Genomic DNA, 25,100 nt, shown 5'->3' with positions numbered 1-25,100 from the left:
ATTGCAAGAGGATTTAAGCAGATGTTATGATAAAAAATGTTTCAAAAAATACTCAGCCTGTATTTCTCAGACATGATTTCCAAAAGCTTCACACCCGCGATGCTGTTGCCTTTTTCATCAAGCGCCGGGCCGAATATACCGATTCCGAAGTTGTACGGCGAAATGCCCATGATTCCTCCCGAAACGCCGCTTTTAGCGGGAATGCCGACCTTAATCGCGAATTCCCCGCTCGCATTGTACATGCCGCATGTCACCATAAACGTCTTGCAGATTCTCGCCACATCTTTTTTAATGACCTGCTCCCCGGTTTCCGGATGCTTGCCGTCAAGGGCGAATACACAGCCGATTTTGGCTAAATCCAGACTGCTCATCTTAATCGCGCACTGTTTTGTATACAAATCCATGACCTCTTCAACATCGCCTTTAAAAATGTCATACTGCTTCATGTAATAACACATGGCCCGATTAATCATGGATGAACTGAATTCCGATTCCGCGACATGGCTGCAATATGTAATGTCCTGATTATTCGCAAGTCTTCTGATGAATCCGAGCAGGTAATCCAGGCGGTCTTTCGGCGAATGCCCTTTAATTAAGCCCGTAACGACGAGAGCCCCCGCATTAATCATCGGATTTAAAGGCTTGCCCGGATTCATTGTTTCAAGCTTAATCATGGAATTAAATGGGTCGCCGGTCGGCTCCTGACCCACGCAGCTGAACACCTTTTCCTTTCCGTAATCCATCAGTACGAGCGCCAGAGAAAGCACTTTCGAAATGCTCTGCAGCGTAAATGTCCGGTCGGCGTCTCCTGCCGTCAGACATGTATTTTCCGCATGATAAATTGTGACCGAAAGGCTGTCTTGTTCAGATTCAGCCAGAGCCGGAATATAGTCTGCCACTTTGCCTTCTTCGGTTCTTTTTTTCGCTTCCTGAACTAATGCGTCCAGCTCTTGGTAATGCCGGCATACCATGTCGATCATCCTCACTTCGCTGCCGTTGTATACATCTAATTTGCGACGCAAAGTGACAATTCATGCGAAAACTTTTATACTTTAAGTAAAGGGGGGCTTCACCATGAGCGTTATTCAAGTAAAAGGCAATGTTACATACCCGATTACAATTGATCCGAGTGTCTGGATTTTCGATGACCGTAAGTTTCCGTTTGAAAAAAATCAGCCCGTTCATCCGGACGGCTCTGCAGAAACCCAGGAGCATACGCTTGATCCGGAACGAGTGATCAGAGAAGGGCGCATTTCGCCGCCGACTTTAAAAAGCGAAAAAAGTTATGAAAAAGAAAGACTGATGAACGGCAGCTTCGCCATGAAGCTCGGCGCTGTTTTAGCAAATGCCGAGCCGAAAGAAAGCGCTGTCCTGTGCGCATTTATTTCAAAATCAGAAAGAACCGAAGTGCCGCTCGAAAAGGCGATGGACGCAATCGCGCATTTCAGCGATGCGGGGAAACCCCTTCAAGACGGCGGCCCGGTCCATTTTTACGTGGACGGAGACTTTGAAAAACCGATAACGGGCGTCACAGAAATCGAAGTTTTATAACAAATCGGCTGCAAGCTGTGCAAGGCCGGATCTCTCACCTTTCACAAGCTTCACGCTGCCGGAGACGGTTTGTTCTTTAAACCGTTCTACAACATAAGCAAGTCCGTTGTTTAAACTGTCTAAGTATGGGTGATCTATTTGCTCCGGATCGCCCATCAGGACAATTTTGCTGCCCTCTCCCACCCGAGTCAAAAGCGTTTTGACCTCGTGCCTCGTCAAATTCTGAGCCTCATCAATAATAATAAACTGATCCGGAATGCTTCTTCCCCGAATGTATGTCAGCGCCTCCACCTGAATCGATCCGATTCCTGCCAAAATCGCTTCAAGTTCACCCGGCTTTTTCGCATTGAATAAAAATTCAAGATTATCAAAGATCGGCTGCATCCACGGCTTGAGCTTTTCCTCTTTTTCGCCCGGCAAATAACCGATATCCTTTCCCACCGGGACGATGGGACGCGCGACGATCAGCTTTTTATAAATACCGAGATCCTCCGTCTGCAGAAGCCCTGCCGCGAGAGCAAGCAAGGTTTTACCCGTTCCCGCTTTTCCGATCAGGGTGACAAGCGGGATATCTTCCCTCAGCAGGAGTTCAAGCGCCATTGTCTGCTGGACGTTCTTCGGCCTGATACCCCATACGTGCTCATCATCGAAAACGAGTCTTTTTACGGTCTCGCCTTTCTTATCTGTCATGCCGACCGCAGACGAAGATCCTCCTAATTCATCTTTCATCAGCACAAATTGATTCGGATAAACCTGATGTTGCTGAAGCTCCTTGACTGAAATTTGTTTGTTTTTATAAAACGAGGCAAACCGCTCTTTATTCATAAATATATCTTTGTACCCGCTATATATTTCATCATGGTCAACGACTCTGTCGTTTAAAAAGTCCTCCGCCAAAAGCCCGATGGCATCCGCCTTTACCCTGACAAGCACATCTTTGCTGACCAGGATGACGAGGCGGCCGTTTTCTTTCGTTTCCTCCTCAAGGCTTAAATTTTTTGCCACCGCCAAAATGCGGTTATCATTCGTTTTTTCGATAAAAATTTCTTGGAGCTGGTGAAACGACCGGTGGTTCAGTTCAATTCTGAGCGTTCCTCCGCTTTCAAGCGGAACTTTCTCGTGCAGCCTTCCTTTCTCCCTGAGCCCGTCTATCAGCTTAGATACGTGCCTCGCATTTCTCCCGACCTCGTCCATATACCGCTTTTTTGAATCGACCTCTTCCAGCACGACGGCGGGGATGACAACTTCGTTTTCTTCAAAGGAAAAAATGGCGTTAGGATCCTGCAAAAGTACATTCGTATCTAACACATAAATTTTACTCAAGTCTCAGCCTCCTGAAATAAGGATCAAAGCCCATCGTGTGCTTCTCTTTCCGCGAATAACGGGGATGCCTGCTAAAATATATGATTTGGTGCATAAAGATAGAAGGTTAATTCAACAATAAAATAAATGAAAGCATTCAAGGAGGAAATCTGACGTGCGAATTCTTTTCATTATCATACAAGCCTTGTTTATCCTTACCGGCTGCACTGCTGTACAGGACGGCCGCGGCCGCAATATTCAGAACGAATCAGCCGATCAGCGCGATGCAAAACCGATCCATGTGAAAAATACGGCTCCTGAGACAGCTGAAAATCCCGGCCGGACAGACATCGCTAAGCATCTCGTCGAGGTAACCGAAAAAATCCCCGGCATTTCAGATGCCACCGCGGTTGTACTCGGAAGATACTCCGTTGTCGGTATCGATGTGGATGACAATTTAGAAAGAAGTAAAGTGGAGAGCATTAAATACACGGTTGCCCAGGCGTTAAAAAACGATCCTTACGGCGCCAATGCCGTTGTCGTGGCTGATCCTGATACGGTTTCCCGTCTGAGAGGCATGGGCAGCGACATTAAGGCCGGCCGCCCCGTTTCAGGCATTTTGGACGAACTTGCCGCCATCGTCGGTCGTGTCATGCCGGAAGTCCCGAATGATGTGACCGACAATGAAAAAGAATCACCGACTCAATCGAATGATGATCAGCTGAACCAAAGAGACCAGAACAAGCTGCAGAACGAACAGAACGATCAATCGGATCATCATATGAGAAACCGCCGGTAAAAAGCAGCGCCCGCTCCAAAGGAAGGGCGCTGCTTTCTTTCCCTTTGGCAGGAGGGGCATCCATGATATAATGCTTGTCATAGTGAAAGAGGTGAAAAATCAATGAGAGTAAAATGTTCCATTTGCGACAAAATCGAACAAATTGATGATGAAACACTGACAGCCAAACGCCTCCGCAATCGTCCGATTCATACATATATGTGCCGGGAATGCCATGACCGAATCAAAGTCAAAACGGAGGCGCGGCTGAATACCGGACACTTTTCCTTTCATCCCGGACAAAAAGCGAAAAAAGATAAACTGAAAAAATAAACCGAATAAAAAAATGACCCGCCGGAAGGCAAGGTCATTTTTTTATTGCGGTTTAGCTGACTGGCTTTTTTTGGACTGGTGCAGACGGATTTTGTAAACGATCAAAATCAAGGCGGCGACAACAAGCCCTTCTCCGACCGGCAGAAACACACCGAAAAAAGTCAGTACGGTGCAGCCGAGCACGAGAAAGAGATAAACTGCCGCAGCCTTCAACACCGGAAGCCGTTTGGCAAAGCCGAGTTTAAATACAATCACCGAAAGCACGACGATCGTTCCGTATAACAGCCACATTCCCGTCAGCGGATGCTCATCCACTTGGTAAAGAGCCGCAAAGAACGACAGCCGTTCACTTACTTCATTCAAAAGGATCCCCCTCCCCTTTTCCGTTCGGGTTCTACCTCTTCAAATTCTGCAAGTGATTAAGACATTCCTGCTGTTTTTTTCTTTTTCGCCGCTTTTTCACGTTCGTTTTTATTCAGGATTTTCTTTCTTAAACGGATGGATTCCGGCGTTACTTCACAGTATTCATCTTCGTTTAAGTACTCGAGTGATTCTTCAAGCGACATAATGCGCGCTTTTTTAATCGTAGTCGTTTGATCCTTCGTAGCGGAACGGACGTTTGTCTGCTGTTTCATTTTGCTGACATTGACGACAAGGTCATTGTCACGGTTATGTTCGCCGACAATCATGCCTTCATATACTTCTGTTCCAGGCTCAACGAAGATGACGCCGCGGTCTTCAATACCTTGAATTCCGTAAGATGTCGCTTTTCCGTTTTCCATGGAAACGAGCACACCCTGACGTCGGCCTCCGACTTGGCCTTTTTGCATCGGCTGATAGCTGTCAAACGTGTGGTTCAGGATACCGAAACCGCGTGTCAGTGACAGAAACTCAGTAGAATAGCCGATGAGTCCGCGTGAAGGTACGGTAAAGATCAGGCGGACCTGGCCGTTTCCGTTATTAATCATATCAAGCATTTCGCCTTTTCTCGCACCCATTGATTCCATAACAGAACCGGTATGCTCTTCAGGCACGTCAATCTGTACGCGCTCAACAGGCTCGCAGCTTACGCCGTCGATTTCCTTAATGATAACTTCAGGTTTAGACACTTGAAGCTCATAGCCTTCACGGCGCATGTTTTCAATTAAAATGGACAGGTGAAGCTCACCGCGTCCTGAAACAACCCATGCGTCAGGTGATGCAGTCGGTTCGACACGAAGACTGACGTCTGTTTGAAGCTGGGCGTTCAGACGCTCTTCAATTTTGCGGGCTGTGACATATTTGCCTTCACGGCCTGCAAACGGGCTGTTGTTTACAACAAATGTCATTTGAAGCGTAGGCTCATCAATGCGCAGAACCGGCAGCGGCTCATGGTGGTCAGCCGGACAAACCGTTTCACCGACGTTGATGTCTTCCATGCCCGAAACGGCAACGAGGTCTCCCGCTCTCGCTTCTTCAATTTCCACGCGTTTCAATCCTTGGAAACCGAAGATTTTCGTTACGCGGAATGATTTTACCGTTCCGTCAAGTTTCATCAATGAAACCTGCTGACCCACTTTCATCGTGCCGCGGAAAACGCGTCCGATACCGATACGGCCGACATAATCATTGTAATCAAGCAGCGCCACTTGGAATTGAAGAGGCTCTTCGGCGTTATCTACCGGGGCAGGGACATGTTCAAGAATCGTTTCATACAGTGATTCCATATTTTCGTCCTGCTTTTTCGGATCCAGACTTGCCGTTCCGTTAATCGCAGAAGCGTAGACGACAGGGAACTCAAGCTGTTGTTCGTTTGCGTCAAGCTCGATGAACAAATCAAGCACTTCATCAATGACTTCTTCCGGGCGGGCGAAATCACGGTCGATTTTGTTTACAACGACAACCGGATTTAAGTTCTGCTCAAGGGCTTTTTTCAGTACGAAACGGGTTTGCGGCATGCAGCCTTCATATGCGTCAACGACTAACAGAACGCCGTCAACCATTTTCATAATCCGTTCTACCTCTCCGCCGAAGTCGGCGTGTCCCGGAGTGTCCAAAATATTAATGCGTGTATCTTTATAGTTAATCGCAGTATTTTTCGCAAGAATTGTAATACCGCGTTCACGTTCAAGATCGTTTGAATCCATTGCGCGTTCGGCAATATTTTCGTTGGCACGGAATGTTCCGGCTTGGTGAAGCAATTGGTCTACCAAAGTCGTTTTCCCATGGTCAACGTGGGCAATAATCGCGATGTTGCGAAGATCGTTTCGAAGTTTCACATTTTCATCTCCTAAAAAAATTAGATAACTTTCATATTATACCACACATCCTCTTTAAAAGCGTTACGTTTTTCTGTAAACTGAAAGTATGACGTTAAAGGGGATGGAAATATGAAAAAATTGAATTGGCTCTTATTATTATTTGCATTCGCAGCAGTCTTCAGCATGATGCTGATCGGCGTATCAATCGCTGAGAAAAGCGCATGGGGCATCATCGGAAGCATTGTTCTCGTTATCGCCATGATGGGAAGCGGTTTCACCGTAAAGAAAAAAATGCGCGAACAGGGACTGCTTGATTAAAAGCATGACCCTTTGCAAAATTCCGTAAACATGAAAAGCACAATATCTAATGAAGCCTGAATCAAAGATTCAGGCTTTTTTACATCCTCAAAACAGGCTTTAGATGTAAGGCTTATCTCCCCCGCCGCCTAGTCAGGAAGCCGGAAATGACAGCTCCCATTCTAGTTACATCAGCAGATTCCCTCAGAAAATGCAGTCTGAAATAGTCCGGCATCGTTATGCAGAAAATACCATACCTCCTATATCAATTCCATCATTGTCTTTTTATACTTGTGGCTGTAAGCAAATACACATGACAAGGAGAGAATGAAATGAAAACATCTTTTTTGAAGAAAACCGCTGTAACTGCCGCCGCAACCGCCTCAGCCGCCTTGCTTGCATTCAGTCCGCTTGATTCTGCCGGCGCAAAAACGATCCAGGCAAATGAGCCGCATGCCCTGCAGGCTTCCGCAGAGAAAACACCGGAAGACGCGGCAAAACTCATTGACATCATCAGCCAATCGCTTTACGAAAAAGACGGTATCTATTATTTTGACGGTGAAAAAGCGGTTGAATTGGGATTAGATCAAGAACAAGCCCAGATCATTCAAAAGCTGTGGGACAGTTCAACCGAATTTTTAACCGTTCTTTCCCAATGTATTGAGAAAACGGACGGCGAATATACATTTAATAAAGAAAAAGCGGTGGAGCTCGGCTTTACGGAAAAAGAGGCCCTTATCGTTGATCAGCTGTTCACCGCTTTTTCCCAAAGTCTTCATATCCTTCAATCTGCACTGATTGAAGAAGACGGTGTGTATACGTTTGATCAGGACCTTGCTGAAAAAGCAGGAGCAGGAAAAAAAGAAGCAAAGCTGTGTGCCGGATTCTTTAATTCACTGCCCCAGGAATTGCTTGAAGGCATTTATACAGCCTTTCATCCGGCTGAGTAACGGATAAAACGCCCGGTCATTCAGCCGGGCGTTTTTTTAAATCAGCAGTTTAAGGATCAGCATGATAAAGAAAACAGCGCCGAACATACAGGCTGCTTTTATCAGCAGTTTCCCGTAATACCGTTCCTTAAACCGCCTTTCTTCTTCTGCATAACAGGCTGGCGCCTTCATCTCAGGGCTGCCGAGGTCAAGCGGCTCCTTCATCATATGATATAAACTCCCGCACTTACCGCATGATTCAAGATGGCGGGAAATAAACCGCTCCGTTTCTGTTTCACAATCGCCTTCAATATATAAAGGGAGTAAATCTCTCACTAAACAGCAAGTCATATCTGTCCGTCCTTCCTTTTTCCGCCAAGTGCTGTTTCAGCTGCATTCTCGCCCTGTACAGGGTGCTCTTCACCTTCGAAAGACTCCAGTCCAAAACATCAGCAATCTCTTCGTAAGACAGCTCTTGAAATTCCCTTAAAATTAAAACGGTCTGCTGATCGCTTTTCAGACGCTGAATCTGCCCGGTCAGCGCATTCTGAGTGTCTGTCCGGGCGACGTAATGCTCCGGAAGTTCATATGTTGTTTGCTGAAGCCCTTCATTCAGAGTGATATCTGAAAATTGATATTTTCTATCACGTCTGTACCAATTGATGAAGGTATGATGGGCAATTGCATAGAGCCACGTTCTGATAGACGAATGGCCCTTAAACGAATCAAGCCCGTTAAATGCTTTCATAAATGTATCCTGAGCGAGGTCTTTAGCGGTCTCAGCATGATGTGTGCGTCTGTAAAGGTAATACATAATATCTTGATAATGTTCACGGTACAGCTGTTCAATTGACATCTTGTTTTTCATTTAAAAATAAAACCACACTGTCATCCAGATTGAGAGCACTATGAAGAATCCGTACAATCCATACGTCAGGCATTTCATGTATTTAATCTGGCGGATATCGCCGGACGGCGCATTCAAACCATGTTCATACTGCCCTTTTCTGTTTTCCGCCTCAGCTCCGAATAAATGCTCATGTTCTTTCATCCACTGGAGCGTGCCGCCTTCGAGTTCCCCCTCCTTATATAGGTCGTATAAATCGAAGAAGACAGCCTTTTTTTCTTTATTGTTCATAAAGGTTCACCGCCTCGTAAGTATCCGCGTTCACTACATATGCGTCATGACGGTTTGAACCGAACGGCTGAATAATGACGAGCCATGCGTTATATGTTACGCCGTCTTTCACCGCTATGACAGGCTTCACCCGCTTTTTGTAAATGATGCCGTTATAAGCTGCCGCCACTTTGTTGAAGGCTGTTTGTCCGTCTCTGTATGTATGCGGGAATGTTTTGGCACTTACCTGTCCGTAGAATGAAGCCTCTTTCATGCCTTCTTCATTCCGGAGCGTATAAACGAATGTGCCTTCAGAGTTTTCAAAAACGAGATTGCCTTCCGATTTATCAATTTGTCTAAGCTTTGAAGTATCCGCGTCCAGCAATGAAAAAAGCTTCTTCTGAAGTTCTGTTTTTGTTAAAACGGTGCTGTCAGGTGAGACTCTGATTTTCATAAGACGTCCGGATACTGCATCAAATATCAGCTCCGTTCCGTTATTCGCAGTTACGGTCAAACTGCTGCCGATCAGGCTGTTTATATTTGTATTTGTGATTTCAAATGTCTGATCAGGCATTTGCAGCGTACGAAAGGCGGCTTTTGATGCTTTCACTATGTCTTTTTCCGTCATATGCACCTGCGACAGTGACTCAAGCTGATAAATAGACGGATCTTCTGAAAAACCCATAATGGTGTCTTTTTCCCAGTAAAATACTGTGCCCGAATGTTCGTGTTTCGTCCCTTGTGTTTTCGGCGCAATCTCCACGACAAACTGTCCGTTTTCTTTTCTCACTGTTGTCTGAATCCCTTGTGTTTTTATTTTTCGGCCGTGCGCCGACAAGAAATCCAGCAACTTTTTCCGGTATTCCTCTTCTGTTAAAGTGCGGCCTTCCGGTTTTTTAAGATATTGGTAATTTGTAATCAATCGGGAAACCTCGTCCACTTCCGCTTCATAATCTTTCGTTTTAAAACGGTAAAAGTAATGGAGATCCTGATTGGTTTCTGTTAAATAAATCGGATTCTCTGCCGAAAAAAATGATGTAAGGATCCGTTCCGCTTGGTCTGAAGTGATATGTCCACCAACATCCTCAACAGTATCTTCAGCCATTGGCTTTGAAACCGCAAAAGCGGCATCTCCCGCATTGTATGCCGGATTCAAAAAGACAATAAAACCAGCGGCCGTTGCTCCCGCAAGAAAGTTTTTCGTCCGCTGTCTGATCCTGTCTGACCGATGAAATAAATGATGGGTCATCAGAAAACCGGCCATCGTTAAATACACCGTAAATGGGAGAAGTCTGCCGTAATCTTTTGTTACACCGGCCGAGGGCGCAGCGAGCACCCACACCAACAGCCCGATGACCCCGGCATAAAACACGCCGATAAAAACAGGTCTCGGTTTCCAATACATTTTAAAGAATAAAACATTCATAGAAATCAGCAGAAGTAAAACAACCGTAATAAAACATAGCATCGAAACTATGTCCTCCCCCGTCATCGCATCGGGACTGATATTCCAGAAAGCGAAAAAGCTGAAGATCAGCTGAATGACGGGCAGTGTCACCACAGTGAGATCAAACGTATAAAACATGCCCTTTCCCCTCTGCTCCCGCGGCATGAGCATATAGTGAAACGCGGTAAGCAGCACATACCCATACATTAAGAGATGAACGATCGGAATAAGCTCTCTTTCTTCCGATATCAAATAGTGCGCGCTAAAGTGAGTACTCTGCACCTGATGAACCAATTCAACTGTTATGCCCGCTAATAATACGGCCCTGAGCAGAATTCCTGAATAAAACCAAACTCTCTCACGGCTGATTTTCGGATGAAAAGTCAACGCGTATAAAACAGCAAGGCAGACGGCTGACCACTGAATGATCAACACGCTCTGTCTGCTTAAAATGAAATACCTGTCGAAATGCTGAATAAAATGACTGAAAATCTCTGACATCTGAAACAATCCTTTTCGTTTATTAAGGCCTCACCCGTTTAGACAAACGGCTATAAAAAAAGTTTTACAGATCGGAACATTTTTCCCCTATCATTTTTCCCGACTTCATTTGTCATTTTTTTCAGAATAAATCGCATCATTCGACTCATGTCTGATTCAACACGTGCCTCTCGGCTTATCCCCCGATGCTGGCCGCCGGAAGCCTTTCCGGGACGATTCTATCAATTCATCAGCGGAGTCTAGTTTTATATTGCAGAATGAGAGAATGCTGGTTTATTATAACAATATAAGTTTTCATTATTTTCAAAAAGGGGGATTTATTGTGGGTTTAGGTAAGAAATTGTCTGTTGCTGTCGCCGCTTCCTTTATGAGTTTAACCATCAGTCTTCCGGGTGTTCAGGCCGCTGAGAATCCTCAGCTTAAAGAAAACCTGACGAACTTTGTGCCGAAGCATTCTTTGGTGCAATCTGAATTGCCTTCAGTCAGTGACAAAGCAATCAAGCAATACTTGAAACAAAACGGCAAAGTCTTCAAAGGCAACCCTTCTGAGAGACTGAAGCTGATTGACCACACGACTGATGATCTCGGCTACAAACACTTCCGTTATGTGCCTGTCGTTAACGGTGTGCCTGTGAAAGACTCGCAAGTCATTATTCACGTCGATAAATCCAACAATGTCTATGCGATTAACGGTGAATTAAACAACGATGCTTCTGCCAAAACGGCAAACAACAAAAAATTATCTGCAAATCAGGCGCTGGATCATGCTTTTAAAGCAATCGGCAAATCACCTGAAGCCGTCTCTAACGGCAACGTTGCAAACAAAAACAAAGCCGAGCTGAAAGCAGCGGCCACAAAAGACGGTAAATACCGCCTCGCCTATGATGTAACCATCCGCTACATCGAACCGGAACCAGCTAACTGGGAAGTAACCGTTGATGCGGAAACAGGGAAAGTCCTGAAAAAGCAAAACAAAGTGGAGCATGCCGCTGCAACCGGAACAGGTACGACTCTTAAAGGAAAAACGGTCTCATTAAATATTTCTTCTGAAAGCGGCAAATATGTAATGCGTGATCTTTCTAAACCTACCGGAACGCAAATTATTACGTACGATCTGCAAAACCGACAATATAACCTGCCGGGCACGCTCGTATCAAGCACTACAAACCAGTTCACAACTTCTTCTCAGCGCGCTGCCGTTGATGCGCATTACAATCTCGGCAAAGTGTACGATTATTTCTATCAGACGTTTAAACGCAACAGCTACGACAATAAAGGCGGCAAAATCGTATCTTCCGTTCATTACGGAAGCAAATACAATAACGCGGCCTGGATCGGCGACCAAATGATTTACGGTGACGGTGACGGCTCATTCTTCTCGCCTCTTTCCGGTTCAATGGACGTAACGGCTCATGAAATGACACATGGTGTTACACAGGAAACAGCCAACCTGAACTATGAAAATCAGCCGGGCGCTTTAAACGAATCCTTCTCTGATGTATTCGGATACTTCAACGATACTGAGGACTGGGATATCGGTGAAGATATTACGGTCAGCCAGCCGGCTCTCCGCAGTTTATCCACTCCGACAAAATACGGACAGCCCGACCATTACAAAAATTATCGAAACCTTCCGAACACTGATGCCGGCGACTACGGCGGCGTGCATACAAACAGCGGAATTCCGAACAAAGCCGCTTACAACACGATTACAAAAATCGGCGTGAAAAAAGCGGAGCAGATTTACTATCGCGCACTAACGGTATATCTCACTCCGTCATCAAACTTTAAAGATGCAAAAGCAGCTTTGATTCAATCAGCGCGGGACCTTTACGGCTCTCAAGACGCTGCAAGCGTAGAAGCGGCCTGGAATGCGGTCGGCTTGTAAACAAGAAAAGAGACCGGAGAAATCCGGTCTCTTTTTTATATCTGAAACATTTCACAATGGCTTCACCATGATCATATATGTCTTTTCCCGATCGTCTTTTTCAAGCTTGAGCTGTTCAAAGCCGCATTGGCTTAAAAACAAAACCCATTCCTGCCTGTCCAGGGGAACGGCTGAAAACATCGCTTTATGCTCTCCTCTCAGCCGGCCCGCAATCTCTTCAATGACCGCGCGTCCGATTCCTTTCTCTTTTGCCTCCGGAGCGACGGCCACGGTTCCGAGCCACGGTTTTCCGTTTGAAGGGGCCCATTCCAAATGAAAACTGACGGCGGCAGGAGCGCCGTCAATCTCCCATACGAGCCACGTTCCATTGTACATAGAGTATGAAAGCATAAACTCCGCCGCATTTTTTGTTCCGAACTCTTCGTTTTTCCACACCGGGTGTGATGCCGCCAGCTGCTCCAGAAACCCGAGATCTTCTTCTTCAAAATCTCTACCTGTCAGCATGTAAATAGTCGTCAAAGATAATTTTATGTATTGCCGGATTGCCCGCAAGCACGCTGTGGTTGTCTAAAAACGTAAACGGTTCGCCGTCTGTGGTCGTGTAAATGCCCCCGACTTCGTTCAGCAGCACGCAGCCGGCAGCGTAATCCCACGGCGCGAGCCTCATCGTAATGTATGCGTCAATGCGGCCGGCCGCAACACTGGCCAGCTCAAGTGCCGCCGAACCGTAGGAACGCGTTCCTCTGACCCGTTTTACGAGCGGCGCCAAAATACTCGGGTCAATCCTTCTGTTTTCCGTCACCCATGTGGCATTGATTGCAATAATGGCTTCTTCAATGGAAGCTTCTTTTAAAGGAGCAAGCGGCGTGTCGTTCAGATAAGCCCCTTTTCCGCTGAAGGCGTGATACAGCTCGTCCTGCATCACATCATAAATTAAGCCGATTTTGCCTTTTCCGTCTTCAAAGATGCCGATGGAGATTGCGAAATGCCGCTTTTGATGGACAAAATTCATCGTTCCGTCGATCGGATCAATAATCCAGACGATTCCGTCAAGGGAGCGGAGTTTATCCCCCTGCCCTTCTTCTCCGAGAATCCGGTGTCCGGGAAAAGTTCCCTGTATACGGTCAATGAAAAAGCGCTCCGTCTCTTTATCAATATTTGTGACTAAATCATTCGGATTTGATTTTGTTTCAATCGTCAAGCTTTCCTGCATGGATTGTCTGATTCTCGTTCCGGCTTCTTTTACCCACTTTTTTGCGATATCATCAATTTCCGTCCAATTTGTCATACCGTGTACCTCTTTTCTATGTATAGCTTATTCTATAGCATACTGATAAAGGCGATGAAAAAGCAAGGAAAATGAAAAAAATGCCTTCTCACGTAAAAACGAACCATTTCCTGCGGTTCGTTTTTACTATTCTTTATCCGTTAAGCCGAATCCATTCTTTTCTGAGACGTTCCAGTTTTCTTTTGCTGAGATCGATTTGATCTGCATTCTCTTTTTGCATGGCCTCATACAGGGTTGCCAATTCATAATCAACCTCTAGTCTCCAGACAGCTACACGGTTATTTTTTTCCTCCCTGAATCCTTCCTTCACCACTTGCCTCATTGTCTTTCGCCCCTTCCAGAGATCATTTGTTAAAAAAGCATCCCATTTTTCCAATTTATTAATGATACTTCTTATATCGTATGGAAACTTATATTCGGCTGTAACAACATTCTTAAAATTGTGTGTTTACCTATTCGTTTTTTACCACCAATCCTCTCGGCTCAAACGTTCTCAATGTTTTTGCGGCCGGCGGCGGCTGTGGTAAAATATGAATACTTACGATAAGGAGGAAAAAGATGACTCAGATGCGTTTTACAAAAGAAGACTTCGATACATTTACAATAGAAGGTTTAGATCCGCGCATGGAGGTGTTAAAAGAACAAGTCCGTCCGAAGCTGACCTTGTTAGGAGAGCATTTCGCACCGACATTGTCAGCATTGACAGGAGATGAAATGTTCCCGCATGTCGCCAAGCACGCGAGAAGATCTGTCAACCCGCCGGCTGACAGCTGGGTTGCCTTTGCCAACAGCAAACGCGGGTATAAGAAACTCCCTCACTTTCAGATCGGTTTATGGGACACCCATATGTTTGTATGGTTTGCCATCATTTATGAATCTCCGATAAAAGAGGAATACGGCAGATTGCTGGAAGCGAAGCAGGAGGACATCATAAAACAGATTCCCGGTCATTTTGTATGGTCGCCGGATCATACGAAGCCAGGTGCGTACAAGCAGTCCGACATGGATCAGGAGCAGCTGAAAACATTATTTGAACGCCTGCAGACAGTGAAAAAAGCAGAGCTTTTGTGCGGCATTCAGCTGCAAAAAGAAGACGTGATCAACATGAACAACAATGAATTCCTGCAAACCATTGAAGATGCTTTTAGGAAGCTTTCCTTTTTATACACACTGACTCAGAAAGTCTCATAACATAAAAAGCGGGCCGATTGCCGGCTCGCTTTGTCTACATTTTGATCATCGCTTGACCTGATTGTTTCGCCTGTTTCACAGTCCGATACGGGGAATAGGTGCTGTCAGCTTCAAATTGGCTGCAGATTTTCTTTTCTTCCGCTTTCCCGGGAACGATTTCTTTAAAGCGGCGGTACGTATTCAGAAGTCTGTCTCGGTCAGCCCCTTTTTCATAGGCGTTTTCCACCTGCTGAAAAAAAGCAATGACATCCACGGCCTCCTCTGTCGTCCAGTCCTCATTCATCGGATATTGATATTCCAAATGTCTTCACTCCTTTATAATCATGCTCAAAATAAGCATCTTCCATAGATCATAAATTGTTCTTTACTTTCTTTCAAGTTCATAATATAATTCATTTGTTTTACGTTTAAAAAACGGGTAATAAAACTGAATGTAATACAAACTAATCCGTAGGTATTATGATAAAGGTGGGAAAACAATTGCCGCAACATGAAACACCCCTGTACAGCGGACTGAAAAAGCACGCGGACAGACAGCCTGTCCAATTCCACATTCCGGGCCATAAAAAAGGCGCGGGAATGGATCCGGAATTCAGACAATTTATCGGAGAAAACGCGTTAAGTATAGATTTAATTAATATCGAACCCCTGGATGATTTACATGCGCCAAAAGGCATCATTAAAGAAGCCCAGGATCTGGCCGCTCGAGCATTCGGTGCAGACCATACCTTCTTTTCCGTACAAGGGACGAGCGGCGCCATTATGACGATGGTCATGGCCGTATGCGGACCCGGAGATAAAATCATCATCCCGAGAAACGTTCATAAATCCATTATGTCGGCCATTGTATTTTCCGGAGCGGTTCCGATTTTTATACACCCGGAAATTGACGATGAGCTCGGAATTTCTCACGGCATTACGCTTGAGTCCGCAGAGCGGGCTTTGACGGAGCACCCTGACGCAAAAGGCCTGCTTGTCATAAATCCGACGTACTTCGGTGTGGCAGCGGACTTGAGCAGCATTGTAAAGCTCGCGCATTCTTTCGATGTGCCTGTGCTTGTCGATGAAGCGCACGGCGTGCATATTCATTTTCATGATAAGCTTCCTCTGTCCGCCATGCAGGCGGGCGCTGATATGGCAGCCACAAGCGTGCACAAATTGGGAGGCTCCCTGACGCAGAGCTCCATTTTAAATGTGAGAGAAGGTCTTGTTTCCAAAGAAAGAGTACAGTCGATTTTAAGCATGCTGACGACAACGTCAACATCCTATCTGCTTCTCGCTTCACTTGATGTCGCAAGAAAACGCCTCGCTACAGAAGGCCGCGATCTTCTTGAAGATACGATTCTGCTGGCGGATCAGACACGGGAACGCCTCAATCAAATTGAAGGCATCCGCTGTGTCGGCGAAGAAATCACAGGGTCTAAAGCTGCATTCAGTTATGATCCGACTAAATTAATCATTTCGGTCAAAAACCTCGGCCTGACGGGCCATGACGTTGAAAAATGGCTCCGCGAATCATATAATATCGAAGTCGAGCTGTCCGATTTGTATAATATTTTATGTATTTTCACCCCCGGAGACAGAGCAGGAGATGCCGACCGTCTTGTAAGCGCGCTTACAGACATTTCAAAGCAGGCTTCCGACAATGACTATGCTCATCAGCCAACCGAAGTTCTGCTTCCTGAAATTCCTCTGTTAGCGATGACGCCAAGAGACGCGTTTTACGCAAATACGGAAGTCATTCCGTTAAAAGAATCCGCAGGACGGATCATCGCAGAGTTTGTCATGGTGTACCCGCCGGGAATTCCGATCTTTATTCCGGGTGAGATCATTACTGAAGAAAATATCAGCTACATTTTTAAAAACTTGGACGCCGGCCTTCCTGTGCAGGGTCCCGAAGATGCAACGCTTGAAATGATCAGAGTCATCAAAGAGCAAAAAGCCATCCAATAAACATAAAGAAGCCCGAAACGAAATCGTTTCGGGCCTTTTTACGCTTTTTACTCTTCTTCAAGATGACACTGGCATTGTCCGCAGCATGTTCCGTATAACGTCGTGACCTTCTCATCCTCAAAGTAATGAATCGCTTCGTTACAGTCTTGGCAAACAATTGTACCCATCTGTCATTCCCCATTTCTCAGAATTTGAAAACGCTTAATTTTTACTTGTTGTTATTATATTATTATGTCACATTTAATATGTCAACTGATAAATTGTATAACACATTTATTTTTTACGGTCTTTTTATAGCTCGAGGGTCAATCACAGTATATCCTTTATGACGCAATCCTTTTACAATGTCCGGCATGGCTTCCGCCGTCCATTTCCGGTCATGCATCAATATGTTGGCCCCGTCCCGCAGATAAGGACTGCTCAGTGTGATATCGGTAAGCGCTTTTTTGGATTGATATTTCTGATCCCAATCATACCCGAAGGTCCAGTTCATTTTCACCATACCTTCTTTTTTTATAAGTCTGTCACTGTAGTCCGTATTGCTTCCGAAAGGCGCCCTGAAAAATGCGGGCTTCTCTCCTATTACCTTTTCAACCGCTTTATTGACGCCAATGATTTCTTCCCGTTGTTTTTGTTCGGAAAGATCTTTTAAGTTTTGATGAGTCATTGTATGATTTCCGATCATAAAACCTAACTCATGAATATGCTTAAGCGCTTTCTTATTTTCATCTTTTTTCAAAAAATGTCCGTTCACAAAAAAGATCGCTGACGCATTGAGATCGTGCAGTTTGTCCGCAATCTCAGCGGCATGCTGATCAGGCGCGTCATCGATCGTTACCAATGCGATCGGTTTTTTCTCTTTCTGTTCATCCATTTTTTCCACAGAAAAACTTTTCGGATTGATATAGTAACGGGGCTCCGCCTTTTGTTTTTTCTGTTTTTCCTCTTTTGTATGGTGGTTTTCCCGTTTGGCGTGATTGGCCGCGGCTTGAGAATGGGGTTTGTTTGTTTGCATCTTTTCATTTGATTGGCAGCCGGCGAGTAAGCACATACATATGACGGCTGCAGCGGCTTTATACATGACAATCCCTCCTGATATGGTTTTGCCCCCAGTATAACGAAAAAACAGCGCTCTCACGAAAAACAATGTGCCTTTTTTACACATCGGCTGCGCAAGTTGTCACACGTATTATTTCTTCATTAAAAACGGTTTCAATTATATAACAATTCAGTAACAAGCCTTAGGTTTTTCACCTCTCGTGATACACTTGATATAGTCCTTATAAATGGATGAACCAATATATTATATAAAACAGAGGAGTAAGATAGATGCGCTACCGTACGGTGATTCCCTTTTTTTTGATGCTGTTCGTTCTGTCAAGCTGTTCGGTTTCTACTGTCAGTCCATTTACAAAAAACCGGATCGACAGCATTCATCACACTCAAATTTTGTTTTTTTCCGATGAAAATCATATAGATAAAGAAGTGCCTTATTACGACGCGATCCTTGATTTAGAAAAGAAATATCCCCATCATGTCGATCAAATGAAGGTTTATGACAACAGAAAGGGATGGGAAGAGGAAATCAACACGTTCCCTGCGCTGATGGTGATCAATCATCGGCATGTGGTCATGAAGATTGAGGGATCCGTAAAGAAAAAAGAGGATATCATCAAACCTATGCAGCATGTGCTTGCACAATAAAAACAGCCCCCGCTTTTACAAACGGGGGCTGTTTCTTTATTACATTATTATTTTACGATATGGATCGGGCTTCCGATTGCTACTTCGGCAGCTTCCATAGTGATTTCGCCCAATGTCGGGTGAGCGTGAATTGTCATTGCGATATCTTCAGCAGTCATTCCGCCTTCGATCGCAAGGCTCAATTCAGAAATCATGTCAGAAGCGCTTGCGCCGGCAATTTGCGCACCGATTACAAGACCGTCTTCTTTACGAGTGATCAGCTTCATGAAGCCGTCAGTTTCGTTAAGAGACAGCGCACGTCCGTTCGCTGCAAACGGGAACTTAGCTGCAACGACTTCAATGCCTTCTTCTTTCGCCTGTGCTTCAGTGTAACCGACAGAAGCCAGTTCAGGCTCAGAGAATACAACCGCCGGAATACCGAGGTAATCGATTTCAGCCGGCTCTCCTGAAATAGCTTCCGCAGCGATTTTACCTTCGTAAGACGCTTTGTGAGCCAATGGAGGTCCGTCAATGATGTCACCGATTGCGTAGATGTTCGGTACGTTTGTGCGGCACTGCTTGTCTGTTTTAATGACACCGCGGTCAGTCATTTCGATACCGACTTGCTCAAGGCCGAGCTCATCAGTGTTCGGACGGCGTCCGACAGTGATTAATACGTAATCAGCATCAACCGTTTTTTCTTCGCCTTTTACTTCGAATGTAACTGTTACGCCGTCAGGTCTTTCCTCAACGCCTTTAGCCATGGCGCTTGTATGGATTTCAACGTTGCCTTTTTTCTTCAGTCTGCGGGTAACGAGAGAACTCATTTGTTTTTCGAAGCCAGGAAGAATTTCATCTCCGCCTTCTAAAATAACCAATTCAGTTCCGAAGTTCGCATACGCTGTTCCAAGCTCAGTACCGATATATCCGCCGCCGATAACAACGAGCTTTTTCGGAATTTCTTTAAGCGCAAGTGCGCCTGTAGAGTTCAGAACGCGTTCGCTATATTTGAAGTTTGGCAATTCGATAGGGCGAGAACCGGTAGCAATGATTGCGTTTTTAAATGTGTATGTTTGCGCAGAGTTCTCATCCATTACACGGACAGAGTTGCTGTCTACGAAATAAGCTTCCCCTTTTATAACGTCCACTTTATTTCCTTTTAAAAGACCTGCAACACCGCCGGTAAGCTTATTTACAACAGAAGCTTTCCATTCTTGGACTTTTGTAAAGTCAACCGTTACGTTCTCAGCAGTGATTCCCATGTCATCTGAATGTTTTGCATTCTCGTAACGATGGCCTGCATTGATGAGCGCTTTTGAAGGAATACAGCCGACGTTCAGACAAACGCCTCCAAGAGTTGCTTTTTCAACGACTGTTACTTTTTGTCCAAGCTGAGCAGCGCGGATGGCAGCTACATAGCCGCCGGGTCCCGCACCAATCACAAGAGTATCTGTTTCAATAGGGAAATCTCCTACTACCATAACATTACGCCTCCATTAAAATAAGTTGTGGATCGTTCAGTAAACGCTTGATGTGGTTTAACGCATTTTGTGCAGTTGCTCCGTCAATCATACGGTGGTCAAAGCTGAGAGAAAGAGCTAAGACAGGAGCAGCTACAATTTCACCGTCACGGACGATCGCTTTTTCAGCAATACGGCCGATACCGAGAATCGCAACCTCTGGGTGGTTGATAACCGGTGTGAACCATTGGCCTCCGGCAGAACCGATATTTGTGATCGTGCAAGAAGCGCCTTTCATTTCCGCAGGTGCAAGCTTGCCTTCACGCGCTTTTGTAGCAAGGCTGTTGATTTCATCAGAGATTTCGAAAACGGCTTTACGGTCGGCATTTTTCACTACCGGCACAAGCAGGCCTTTTTCGGTATCCGCTGCAATTCCGATGTTGAAGTAATGTTTTTGGATCACTTCATCTGTTTTATCATCAATAGATGTGTTTAAAACAGGGAATTTTTTCAAAGCGGATGTTAATGCTTTGACGACGTAAGGCAGATAAGTCAGCTTGATGCCTTGATCAGCAGCAACTTGTTTGAACTGTTTGCGGTGAGCAACAAGATTTGTTACGTCAACTTCATCCATAAGAGTTACGTGCGGTGCAGTATGCTTAGAGTTCACCATTGCTTTCGCGATCGCTTTACGGATACCGCTCATTTTTTCGCGTGTTTCAGGGAATTCGCCTTCAGGGGCCTGAGCCGCTGCAGGTTTAGCTGTTTCCTGAGGTGCAGCTGTTTCTTGCGGTGCCGCTTCTTGAGCCGCTCCTCCATTTGCAAAGCTGTCGATATCTTCTTTTACAACACGTCCGTTATTGCCTGAACCTGTTACTTTACGGATATCCACGCCTTTTTCACGGGCATATTTGCGTACAGAAGGCATCGCGATCACGCGTTTGTTCGGATCAGCTTCCGCTTGGTCCTGCTGTCCTGCGCCGGTTTCTTTTGCAGGCTCTTTAGGAGTCTCTTCTTTAGAGATATCCTGCCCTGCTTCAGCAGATGACTGAACTTGAGCTTCAGTTTTCGCATCTCCTGAATCATGGCTTCCTTTAAATTGAAGATCTTCGTAACCAGGTGCGTCAAACGTAATAATCGTTTGTCCAACAGTTGCAACTGTTCCCTCTTCAACTTTTAATTCTAATACTTTTCCTTTAACAGGTGAAGGAATTTCTACCACTGCTTTATCATTTTGCACTTCAGCCAGAACATCGTCTTCTTCTACCTCGTCGTTCGGCTTAACAAACCATTTTACGATTTCGCCTTCGTGGATACCTTCCCCGATATCCGGAAGTTTAAATTCAAATGCCACAGTTTTCGACCTCCTAGTTGATTAAGCAAATTTTAGTTATGCATTCGCAAGCATTGAACCTAGTAAACAGATTCCTTCATATAAGAGAAAAGGACTCTCTTTACCGTCTTTTATGATGCCTGATTAAAATTCAAGAACTTTTTTCGCAGTTTCAAGAACGTCTTTATGGTTTGGAAGCCATACGCTCTCAGCAAGCGAGAAAGGAAATACTGTATCAGGCGCCGCAACACGCAGAACCGGAGCTTCCAGGCTCAGAATCGCGCGGTCATTGATTTCAGCTACAACGTTGGCAGCGATGCCGGCTTGTTTTTGAGCTTCCTGCACGACAATTGCGCGGCCTGTTTTTTCAACAGAAGCAATAATCGTATCAATATCAAGCGGACTTACAGTGCGAAGGTCGATAACTTCAGCAGAAACGCCTTCTTTTTCAAGCTCTTCAGCAGCCTTAAGCGACTCATGAACCATCGCGCCGTATGTGATGATAGAAAGGTCAGTACCTTCGCGTTTCACATCAGCTTTGCCAAGCTCGATTGTGTATTCCTCCTCAGGAACTTCCTGACGGAAAGAACGGTAAAGTTTCATATGCTCTAAGAAAACAACCGGATCATTGTCTCTGATAGAGGCAATCAGCAGTCCTTTTGCATCGTAAGGAGTGGAAGGGATAACAACTTTAATACCCGGCTGCTGAGCGATAAGGCCTTCCAAACTGTCAGCGTGAAGTTCAGGTGTATGAACCCCTCCGCCGAATGGAGAACGGATTGTCACCGGAGAAGTCCAGCGTCCGCCAGAACGGTAGCGGAGACGAGCCATTTGTCCTGAGATTGAATCCATTACTTCATATACGAATCCGAAGAATTGGATTTCCATAACAGGACGGTAATCTTGCAGGCCTAAACCGAGAGCGAGACCGCCGATACCGGATTCAGCAAGCGGCGTGTCAAATACGCGGTCCTCACCGAATTCTTTTTGAAGGCCTTCAGTTGCACGGAATACGCCTCCGGCAACGCCTACATCTTCCCCGAAAAGCAGAACGTTTTCATTGTTTTTCAGTTCTGTGCGTAACGCATCAGTGATTGCTTGAATCATTGTCATTTGCGCCATGGCTTACTTCGACTCCTTCGCTTTGTAAATTTCAAGTTGTTCTTTCAAGTTGAACGTCGGCTCTTCAAACATATTCTCAATCAGCTCTGTTACTTTCGGTTTTGATTCGCCGTCAGCCTTTTTGATAGCTTGTTTGATTTCTTCTTTGGCCTGTTCAATCACTTTGTTCTCTTCTTCTTCAGACCATAGTCCTTTGTTTTCCAAGAACTTGCGGAAACGTACGAGCGGGTCTTTTTGCTCCCATTCATTTTCTATTTCTTTCGTACGATATTTAGTCGGATCGTCACCGGACATTGTATGAGGTCCGTAACGGAATGTAAGAGTTTCAATCAGAGTCGGACCTTCACCGTTAATTGCGCGCTGGCGTGCTTCTGCGGTTGCGGCGTAAACGGCAAGTGCATCCATTCCGTCTACTTGAACACCTGTAATACCGACGGCAACTGCTTTTTGGGCAATTGTCTGTGCGGATGATTGCTTTTCTACAGGAGTTGAAATCGCATAGCGGTTATTCTGAACAACGAAGATGGCTGGCGCTTTAAATGCTCCGGCAAAGTTCATTCCTTCATAGAAGTCACCTTGAGAAGCTCCGCCGTCACCAGTGTAAGTAATAGCTACCGCTTTTTTACCGCGCTTTTTAAGACCTAAAGCTACACCTGCGGTTTGAATAATTTGAGCACCAATAATAATTTGAGGTGATAAAGCATTTACTCCCTCAGGCATCTGATTACCTTTAAAATGGCCTCTTGAGAACAGGAATGCCTGATGTAAAGGAAGACCGTGCCAAATCAGCTGAGGAACGTCACGATAACCCGGAAGGATAAAATCGTCCTGTTCAAGCGCGAAGTGTGATGCAATTTGAGAAGCTTCCTGGCCCGCTGTCGGTGCATAGAAACCTAAACGTCCTTGACGGGAAAGAGAAATTGAACGCTGGTCTAAAATGCGGATATACACCATTCTTCTCATTAATTCCTTTAACTGATCATCTGAAAGATCAGGCATTGCGTCTTTATTTACAACTTCACCTTCAGCATTTAAAATTTGGAACGTTTCAAACTGCTTATGAATAGCATCAAATTGTTTTTTGCTATCAACAATTGAAGTTTTTGTCTTTGCAGCCATTTTTTAAACCACCTCTTCTTTTGATTTAACAGGGTTAGGATACCGTTTAGCCATCCGTATTAAAAACAGTCTTATCATGCTCTGCAATTCTAAAATTAATCATTCAGAAATTCACATAGCGCTTAAGCAAAGATAATGACGTTTAAACTGTACTAATAAAAAAAGATTTTTTATTAGTACAATATGATCAACAACCATAGTTTACAGTAATTAAACAAAGCCGTCAATCATTTATAACCTCATTTTGAAACCGCTTATAAAACTTAAGATCATATTGCGCCAAACTGTACTATAAAAGACTTTAAACTGTATTATAAAAATGCTCTACTGTACTATAATTAAAAAAAATTACAAAGAGTAAATTAAGTTATTTAACTTAGGGGCGGGCTTTGAAAAGATGCCGCGGGATAAAAACGGGCAGTTAGCAATCGTCCCGCCTGCCGAACAGACGGGACGATGCTTTTGTCTAATTATTCAATACCCGCCCACACGATATTCAGCGGCGTCAGCACGGCATGAGGATGAAACTCGGAAATCGGAGTGAAAAATACATACGTAAAATCTTCGGCTGGATCAGAAAACATGCCGCACCAACCCATTCCAAGATGTGAGAAGGTGCCTTCTGTCATGAAATAATGGTCACCGGCCGGCCACAAATTAATGCCTAAACCAAAGCCGCCTTCCTCTCTGGGCGCTCCGAAGAAGTAAAAAGGAAGACCGGGCTTTATTTGATTTCTCAGCATAGCCTCGACTGTTTTTCTTCCAAGCAGCTTCTTATCTTTCAATCTGCCTTTATTTCTAAACATTTCAGCCAACTTCCAAATATCTCGCAACGAAGAGTACAGACCGCTTGTCGCTTTATTCGGAAAATACGGGTGATGACTTTTTTCCAGCTGTACGCACTCGTGCTCATTGATCACACAAACTTCTTCTTTTAAAGCATCAGGCACATAAAAATACGTTCTTTCTAATCCTAGCGCTTCAATAATATGCTTTGTTACATACTGTTCGTAGGATACGCCTGTTACTTTTGAAATAATGATGCCAAGTATAACAAAACCGGTTCTGGAATAGTTCCATGCTTCATCCACTCCGTACTCCAAAGGCGTACTGACGAGATAGTTTATCCATTCTTCCTCATTCGTTAAGTCAATGCCTTCAGCCTTTTGAATATCCAGCTCAAAACTTAGTCCCGCCGTATGAGTCAAAAGGTGCAAAATTTTAATTTCTCCGAAACCCGGTTTATCAAACGCAGGCAAAATGAGCTTGACCGGCATTTTCAGATCGAGCAAACCTTTTTCGACGAGCTGCATGACGGCTACAGCGGTAAACACTTTTGTCAAAGAACCGATTTCTCTGATTGTATCAAGCTGAAATGTTTGCTTTTCGTTTTGTCCGCCGGTAAATTCCCCTAACGACTCAGCTGCAAAAACCTCACCTCCTCTTGACATCATATAACTCGCACATTGCAGAACTCCATTGTCTATCATCGTCTGATAATGGCTGTTAAGAACGTTAATTTGTTTCATATCAAATGCCGGATTGCTTATTGTTTGTTTCATTGTTTT

General features: G+C 44.9%; 28 protein-coding genes. 9 read left to right on the top strand and 19 right to left on the bottom strand.

Features of this window, described 5'->3' with window-relative positions; genetic code table 11:
- Positions 1–41: 41 nt before the first annotated feature.
- The gene (glsA, locus tag MY7_RS06325; protein ID WP_029325894.1) at positions 42–971 is read right to left on the bottom strand and encodes a glutaminase A; all 930 of its coding nucleotides are present in this window, start codon (positions 969–971) and stop codon (positions 42–44) included.
- Positions 972–1,074: 103 nt separating this feature from the next.
- On the opposite strand from glsA, the gene MY7_RS06320 reads away from it, so the two are divergent.
- Positions 1,075–1,551 (top strand): hypothetical protein, encoded by a 477-nt coding sequence (locus MY7_RS06320; protein WP_007611200.1) that lies wholly within the window; start codon positions 1,075–1,077, stop codon positions 1,549–1,551.
- Here the strand turns inward: MY7_RS06320 and MY7_RS06315 are convergent.
- On the bottom strand, positions 1,546–2,874 hold the full coding sequence (locus tag MY7_RS06315) for a PhoH family protein (RefSeq protein ID WP_007409679.1): 1,329 nt from the start codon (positions 2,872–2,874) through the stop codon (positions 1,546–1,548). The two genes, MY7_RS06320 and MY7_RS06315, sit on opposite strands and share 6 nt — an antisense overlap.
- Before the next feature lie 154 nt (positions 2,875–3,028).
- On the opposite strand from MY7_RS06315, the gene MY7_RS06310 reads away from it, so the two are divergent.
- Entirely contained in the window at positions 3,029–3,652 is a 624-nt protein-coding gene (locus MY7_RS06310) for a YhcN/YlaJ family sporulation lipoprotein (RefSeq protein ID WP_007611198.1), read from the top strand.
- A 102-nt stretch (positions 3,653–3,754) separates the two neighbouring features.
- Positions 3,755–3,964, top strand: a complete 210-nt coding sequence (locus MY7_RS06305) for a YlaI family protein (protein WP_007409677.1) — start codon at positions 3,755–3,757, stop codon at positions 3,962–3,964.
- Between the two features lie 42 nt (positions 3,965–4,006).
- Here MY7_RS06305 and MY7_RS06300 read toward each other — a convergent pair whose 3' ends face one another.
- Both MY7_RS06300 and typA read right to left on the bottom strand, forming a co-directional pair.
- Complete coding sequence (locus MY7_RS06300) at positions 4,007–4,327, bottom strand: YlaH-like family protein (RefSeq protein WP_007611192.1); 321 nt, start codon at positions 4,325–4,327, stop codon at positions 4,007–4,009.
- A gap of 56 nt (positions 4,328–4,383) precedes the next feature.
- A complete protein-coding gene (gene typA, locus MY7_RS06295; RefSeq protein ID WP_007409675.1) occupies positions 4,384–6,222 on the bottom strand; it encodes a translational GTPase TypA in 1,839 nt (612 codons plus the stop codon).
- 111 nt (positions 6,223–6,333) lie between these two features.
- On the opposite strand from typA, the gene MY7_RS06290 reads away from it, so the two are divergent.
- Positions 6,334–6,522 carry a YlaF family protein gene (locus MY7_RS06290; protein ID WP_003154504.1) on the top strand — a complete coding sequence of 63 codons (189 nt, stop codon included), beginning with the start codon at positions 6,334–6,336 and terminating at the stop codon, positions 6,520–6,522.
- 311 nt (positions 6,523–6,833) lie between these two features.
- Positions 6,834–7,451 carry a hypothetical protein gene (locus tag MY7_RS06285; RefSeq protein ID WP_007611190.1) on the top strand — a complete coding sequence of 206 codons (618 nt, stop codon included), beginning with the start codon at positions 6,834–6,836 and terminating at the stop codon, positions 7,449–7,451.
- A 36-nt stretch (positions 7,452–7,487) separates the two neighbouring features.
- Here the strand turns inward: MY7_RS06285 and MY7_RS06280 are convergent, their stop codons facing one another.
- The 4 genes from MY7_RS06280 to MY7_RS06265 are packed head-to-tail and all read right to left on the bottom strand — an operon-like array spanning position 7,488 to position 10,495.
- A complete protein-coding gene (locus tag MY7_RS06280; RefSeq protein ID WP_007611188.1) occupies positions 7,488–7,781 on the bottom strand; it encodes an anti-sigma factor family protein in 294 nt (97 codons plus the stop codon).
- Positions 7,738–8,298 carry a sigma-70 family RNA polymerase sigma factor gene (locus MY7_RS06275; protein WP_007611187.1) on the bottom strand — a complete coding sequence of 187 codons (561 nt, stop codon included), beginning with the start codon at positions 8,296–8,298 and terminating at the stop codon, positions 7,738–7,740. The genes MY7_RS06280 and MY7_RS06275 overlap by 44 nt, the downstream gene beginning before the upstream one ends.
- A complete protein-coding gene (locus MY7_RS06270) occupies positions 8,299–8,568 on the bottom strand; it encodes a hypothetical protein (RefSeq protein WP_007611185.1) in 270 nt (89 codons plus the stop codon).
- A complete protein-coding gene (locus tag MY7_RS06265) occupies positions 8,558–10,495 on the bottom strand; it encodes a hypothetical protein (RefSeq protein ID WP_007611184.1) in 1,938 nt (645 codons plus the stop codon). The genes MY7_RS06270 and MY7_RS06265 overlap by 11 nt, the downstream gene beginning before the upstream one ends.
- A 322-nt stretch (positions 10,496–10,817) precedes the next feature.
- Between MY7_RS06265 and MY7_RS06260 the strand changes: the two genes are divergently transcribed.
- Entirely contained in the window at positions 10,818–12,383 is a 1,566-nt protein-coding gene (locus MY7_RS06260; RefSeq protein ID WP_029325892.1) for a M4 family metallopeptidase, read from the top strand.
- A 51-nt stretch (positions 12,384–12,434) separates the two neighbouring features.
- Here MY7_RS06260 and MY7_RS06255 read toward each other — a convergent pair whose 3' ends face one another.
- From MY7_RS06255 to MY7_RS06245, 3 genes are all read right to left on the bottom strand, one after another.
- Entirely contained in the window at positions 12,435–12,887 is a 453-nt protein-coding gene (locus MY7_RS06255) for a GNAT family N-acetyltransferase (protein ID WP_007611182.1), read from the bottom strand.
- Positions 12,874–13,671 carry an inositol-1-monophosphatase gene (gene suhB / locus MY7_RS06250; protein ID WP_007611181.1) on the bottom strand — a complete coding sequence of 266 codons (798 nt, stop codon included), beginning with the start codon at positions 13,669–13,671 and terminating at the stop codon, positions 12,874–12,876. Before suhB ends, MY7_RS06255 begins: the two co-directional genes overlap by 14 nt.
- A gap of 133 nt (positions 13,672–13,804) precedes the next feature.
- Complete coding sequence (locus tag MY7_RS06245; RefSeq protein ID WP_007409669.1) at positions 13,805–13,993, bottom strand: hypothetical protein; 189 nt, start codon at positions 13,991–13,993, stop codon at positions 13,805–13,807.
- A gap of 236 nt (positions 13,994–14,229) precedes the next feature.
- Here MY7_RS06245 and MY7_RS06240 point away from each other — a divergent pair, with 236 nt between their 5' ends.
- Positions 14,230–14,862, top strand: coding sequence for a DUF1054 domain-containing protein (locus MY7_RS06240; protein ID WP_007611178.1), 633 nt, complete (start codon positions 14,230–14,232; stop codon positions 14,860–14,862).
- A gap of 34 nt (positions 14,863–14,896) precedes the next feature.
- Here MY7_RS06240 and MY7_RS06235 read toward each other — a convergent pair whose 3' ends face one another.
- The gene (locus tag MY7_RS06235; RefSeq protein WP_007611176.1) at positions 14,897–15,163 is read right to left on the bottom strand and encodes a UPF0223 family protein; all 267 of its coding nucleotides are present in this window, start codon (positions 15,161–15,163) and stop codon (positions 14,897–14,899) included.
- A gap of 179 nt (positions 15,164–15,342) precedes the next feature.
- On the opposite strand from MY7_RS06235, the gene MY7_RS06230 reads away from it, so the two are divergent.
- The gene (locus MY7_RS06230) at positions 15,343–16,815 is read left to right on the top strand and encodes an aminotransferase class I/II-fold pyridoxal phosphate-dependent enzyme (RefSeq protein WP_029325891.1); all 1,473 of its coding nucleotides are present in this window, start codon (positions 15,343–15,345) and stop codon (positions 16,813–16,815) included.
- Positions 16,816–16,862: 47 nt separating this feature from the next.
- Here the strand turns inward: MY7_RS06230 and MY7_RS19115 are convergent, their stop codons facing one another.
- A complete protein-coding gene (locus MY7_RS19115) occupies positions 16,863–16,982 on the bottom strand; it encodes a GapA-binding peptide SR1P (RefSeq protein WP_003154518.1) in 120 nt (39 codons plus the stop codon).
- 113 nt (positions 16,983–17,095) lie between these two features.
- Positions 17,096–17,896, bottom strand: coding sequence for a polysaccharide deacetylase family protein (locus MY7_RS06225; protein WP_029325890.1), 801 nt, complete (start codon positions 17,894–17,896; stop codon positions 17,096–17,098).
- Between the two features lie 248 nt (positions 17,897–18,144).
- Here MY7_RS06225 and MY7_RS06220 point away from each other — a divergent pair, with 248 nt between their 5' ends.
- Entirely contained in the window at positions 18,145–18,519 is a 375-nt protein-coding gene (locus MY7_RS06220; protein WP_007409664.1) for a hypothetical protein, read from the top strand.
- Positions 18,520–18,566: 47 nt separating this feature from the next.
- Here MY7_RS06220 and lpdA read toward each other — a convergent pair whose 3' ends face one another.
- The 5 genes from lpdA to MY7_RS06195 all read right to left on the bottom strand — a co-directional run bounded on the left by lpdA (position 18,567) and on the right by MY7_RS06195 (position 25,094).
- Positions 18,567–19,979, bottom strand: a complete 1,413-nt coding sequence (gene lpdA / locus MY7_RS06215) for a dihydrolipoyl dehydrogenase (RefSeq protein ID WP_007409663.1) — start codon at positions 19,977–19,979, stop codon at positions 18,567–18,569.
- Between the two features lie 4 nt (positions 19,980–19,983).
- Positions 19,984–21,312, bottom strand: a complete 1,329-nt coding sequence (gene pdhC, locus MY7_RS06210; protein ID WP_007611173.1) for a pyruvate dehydrogenase complex dihydrolipoyllysine-residue acetyltransferase — start codon at positions 21,310–21,312, stop codon at positions 19,984–19,986.
- 123 nt (positions 21,313–21,435) lie between these two features.
- Positions 21,436–22,413, bottom strand: coding sequence for a pyruvate dehydrogenase complex E1 component subunit beta (gene pdhB, locus MY7_RS06205; RefSeq protein ID WP_003154528.1), 978 nt, complete (start codon positions 22,411–22,413; stop codon positions 21,436–21,438).
- 3 nt (positions 22,414–22,416) lie between these two features.
- Complete coding sequence (pdhA, locus tag MY7_RS06200; RefSeq protein WP_007611171.1) at positions 22,417–23,532, bottom strand: pyruvate dehydrogenase (acetyl-transferring) E1 component subunit alpha; 1,116 nt, start codon at positions 23,530–23,532, stop codon at positions 22,417–22,419.
- Between the two features lie 470 nt (positions 23,533–24,002).
- A complete protein-coding gene (locus MY7_RS06195) occupies positions 24,003–25,094 on the bottom strand; it encodes a serine hydrolase domain-containing protein (RefSeq protein WP_029325889.1) in 1,092 nt (363 codons plus the stop codon).
- Positions 25,095–25,100: the final 6 nt, after the last annotated feature.

Origin of the sequence: Bacillus sp. 5B6 (genome assembly GCF_000259405.1) — a bacterium.
In the GTDB taxonomy this organism is placed as follows: Bacteria; Bacillota; Bacilli; order Bacillales; family Bacillaceae; genus Bacillus; species Bacillus velezensis.
Note: the sequence above shows the minus strand (reverse complement) of the source record. Positions and strands in the feature narration are given on the sequence as shown.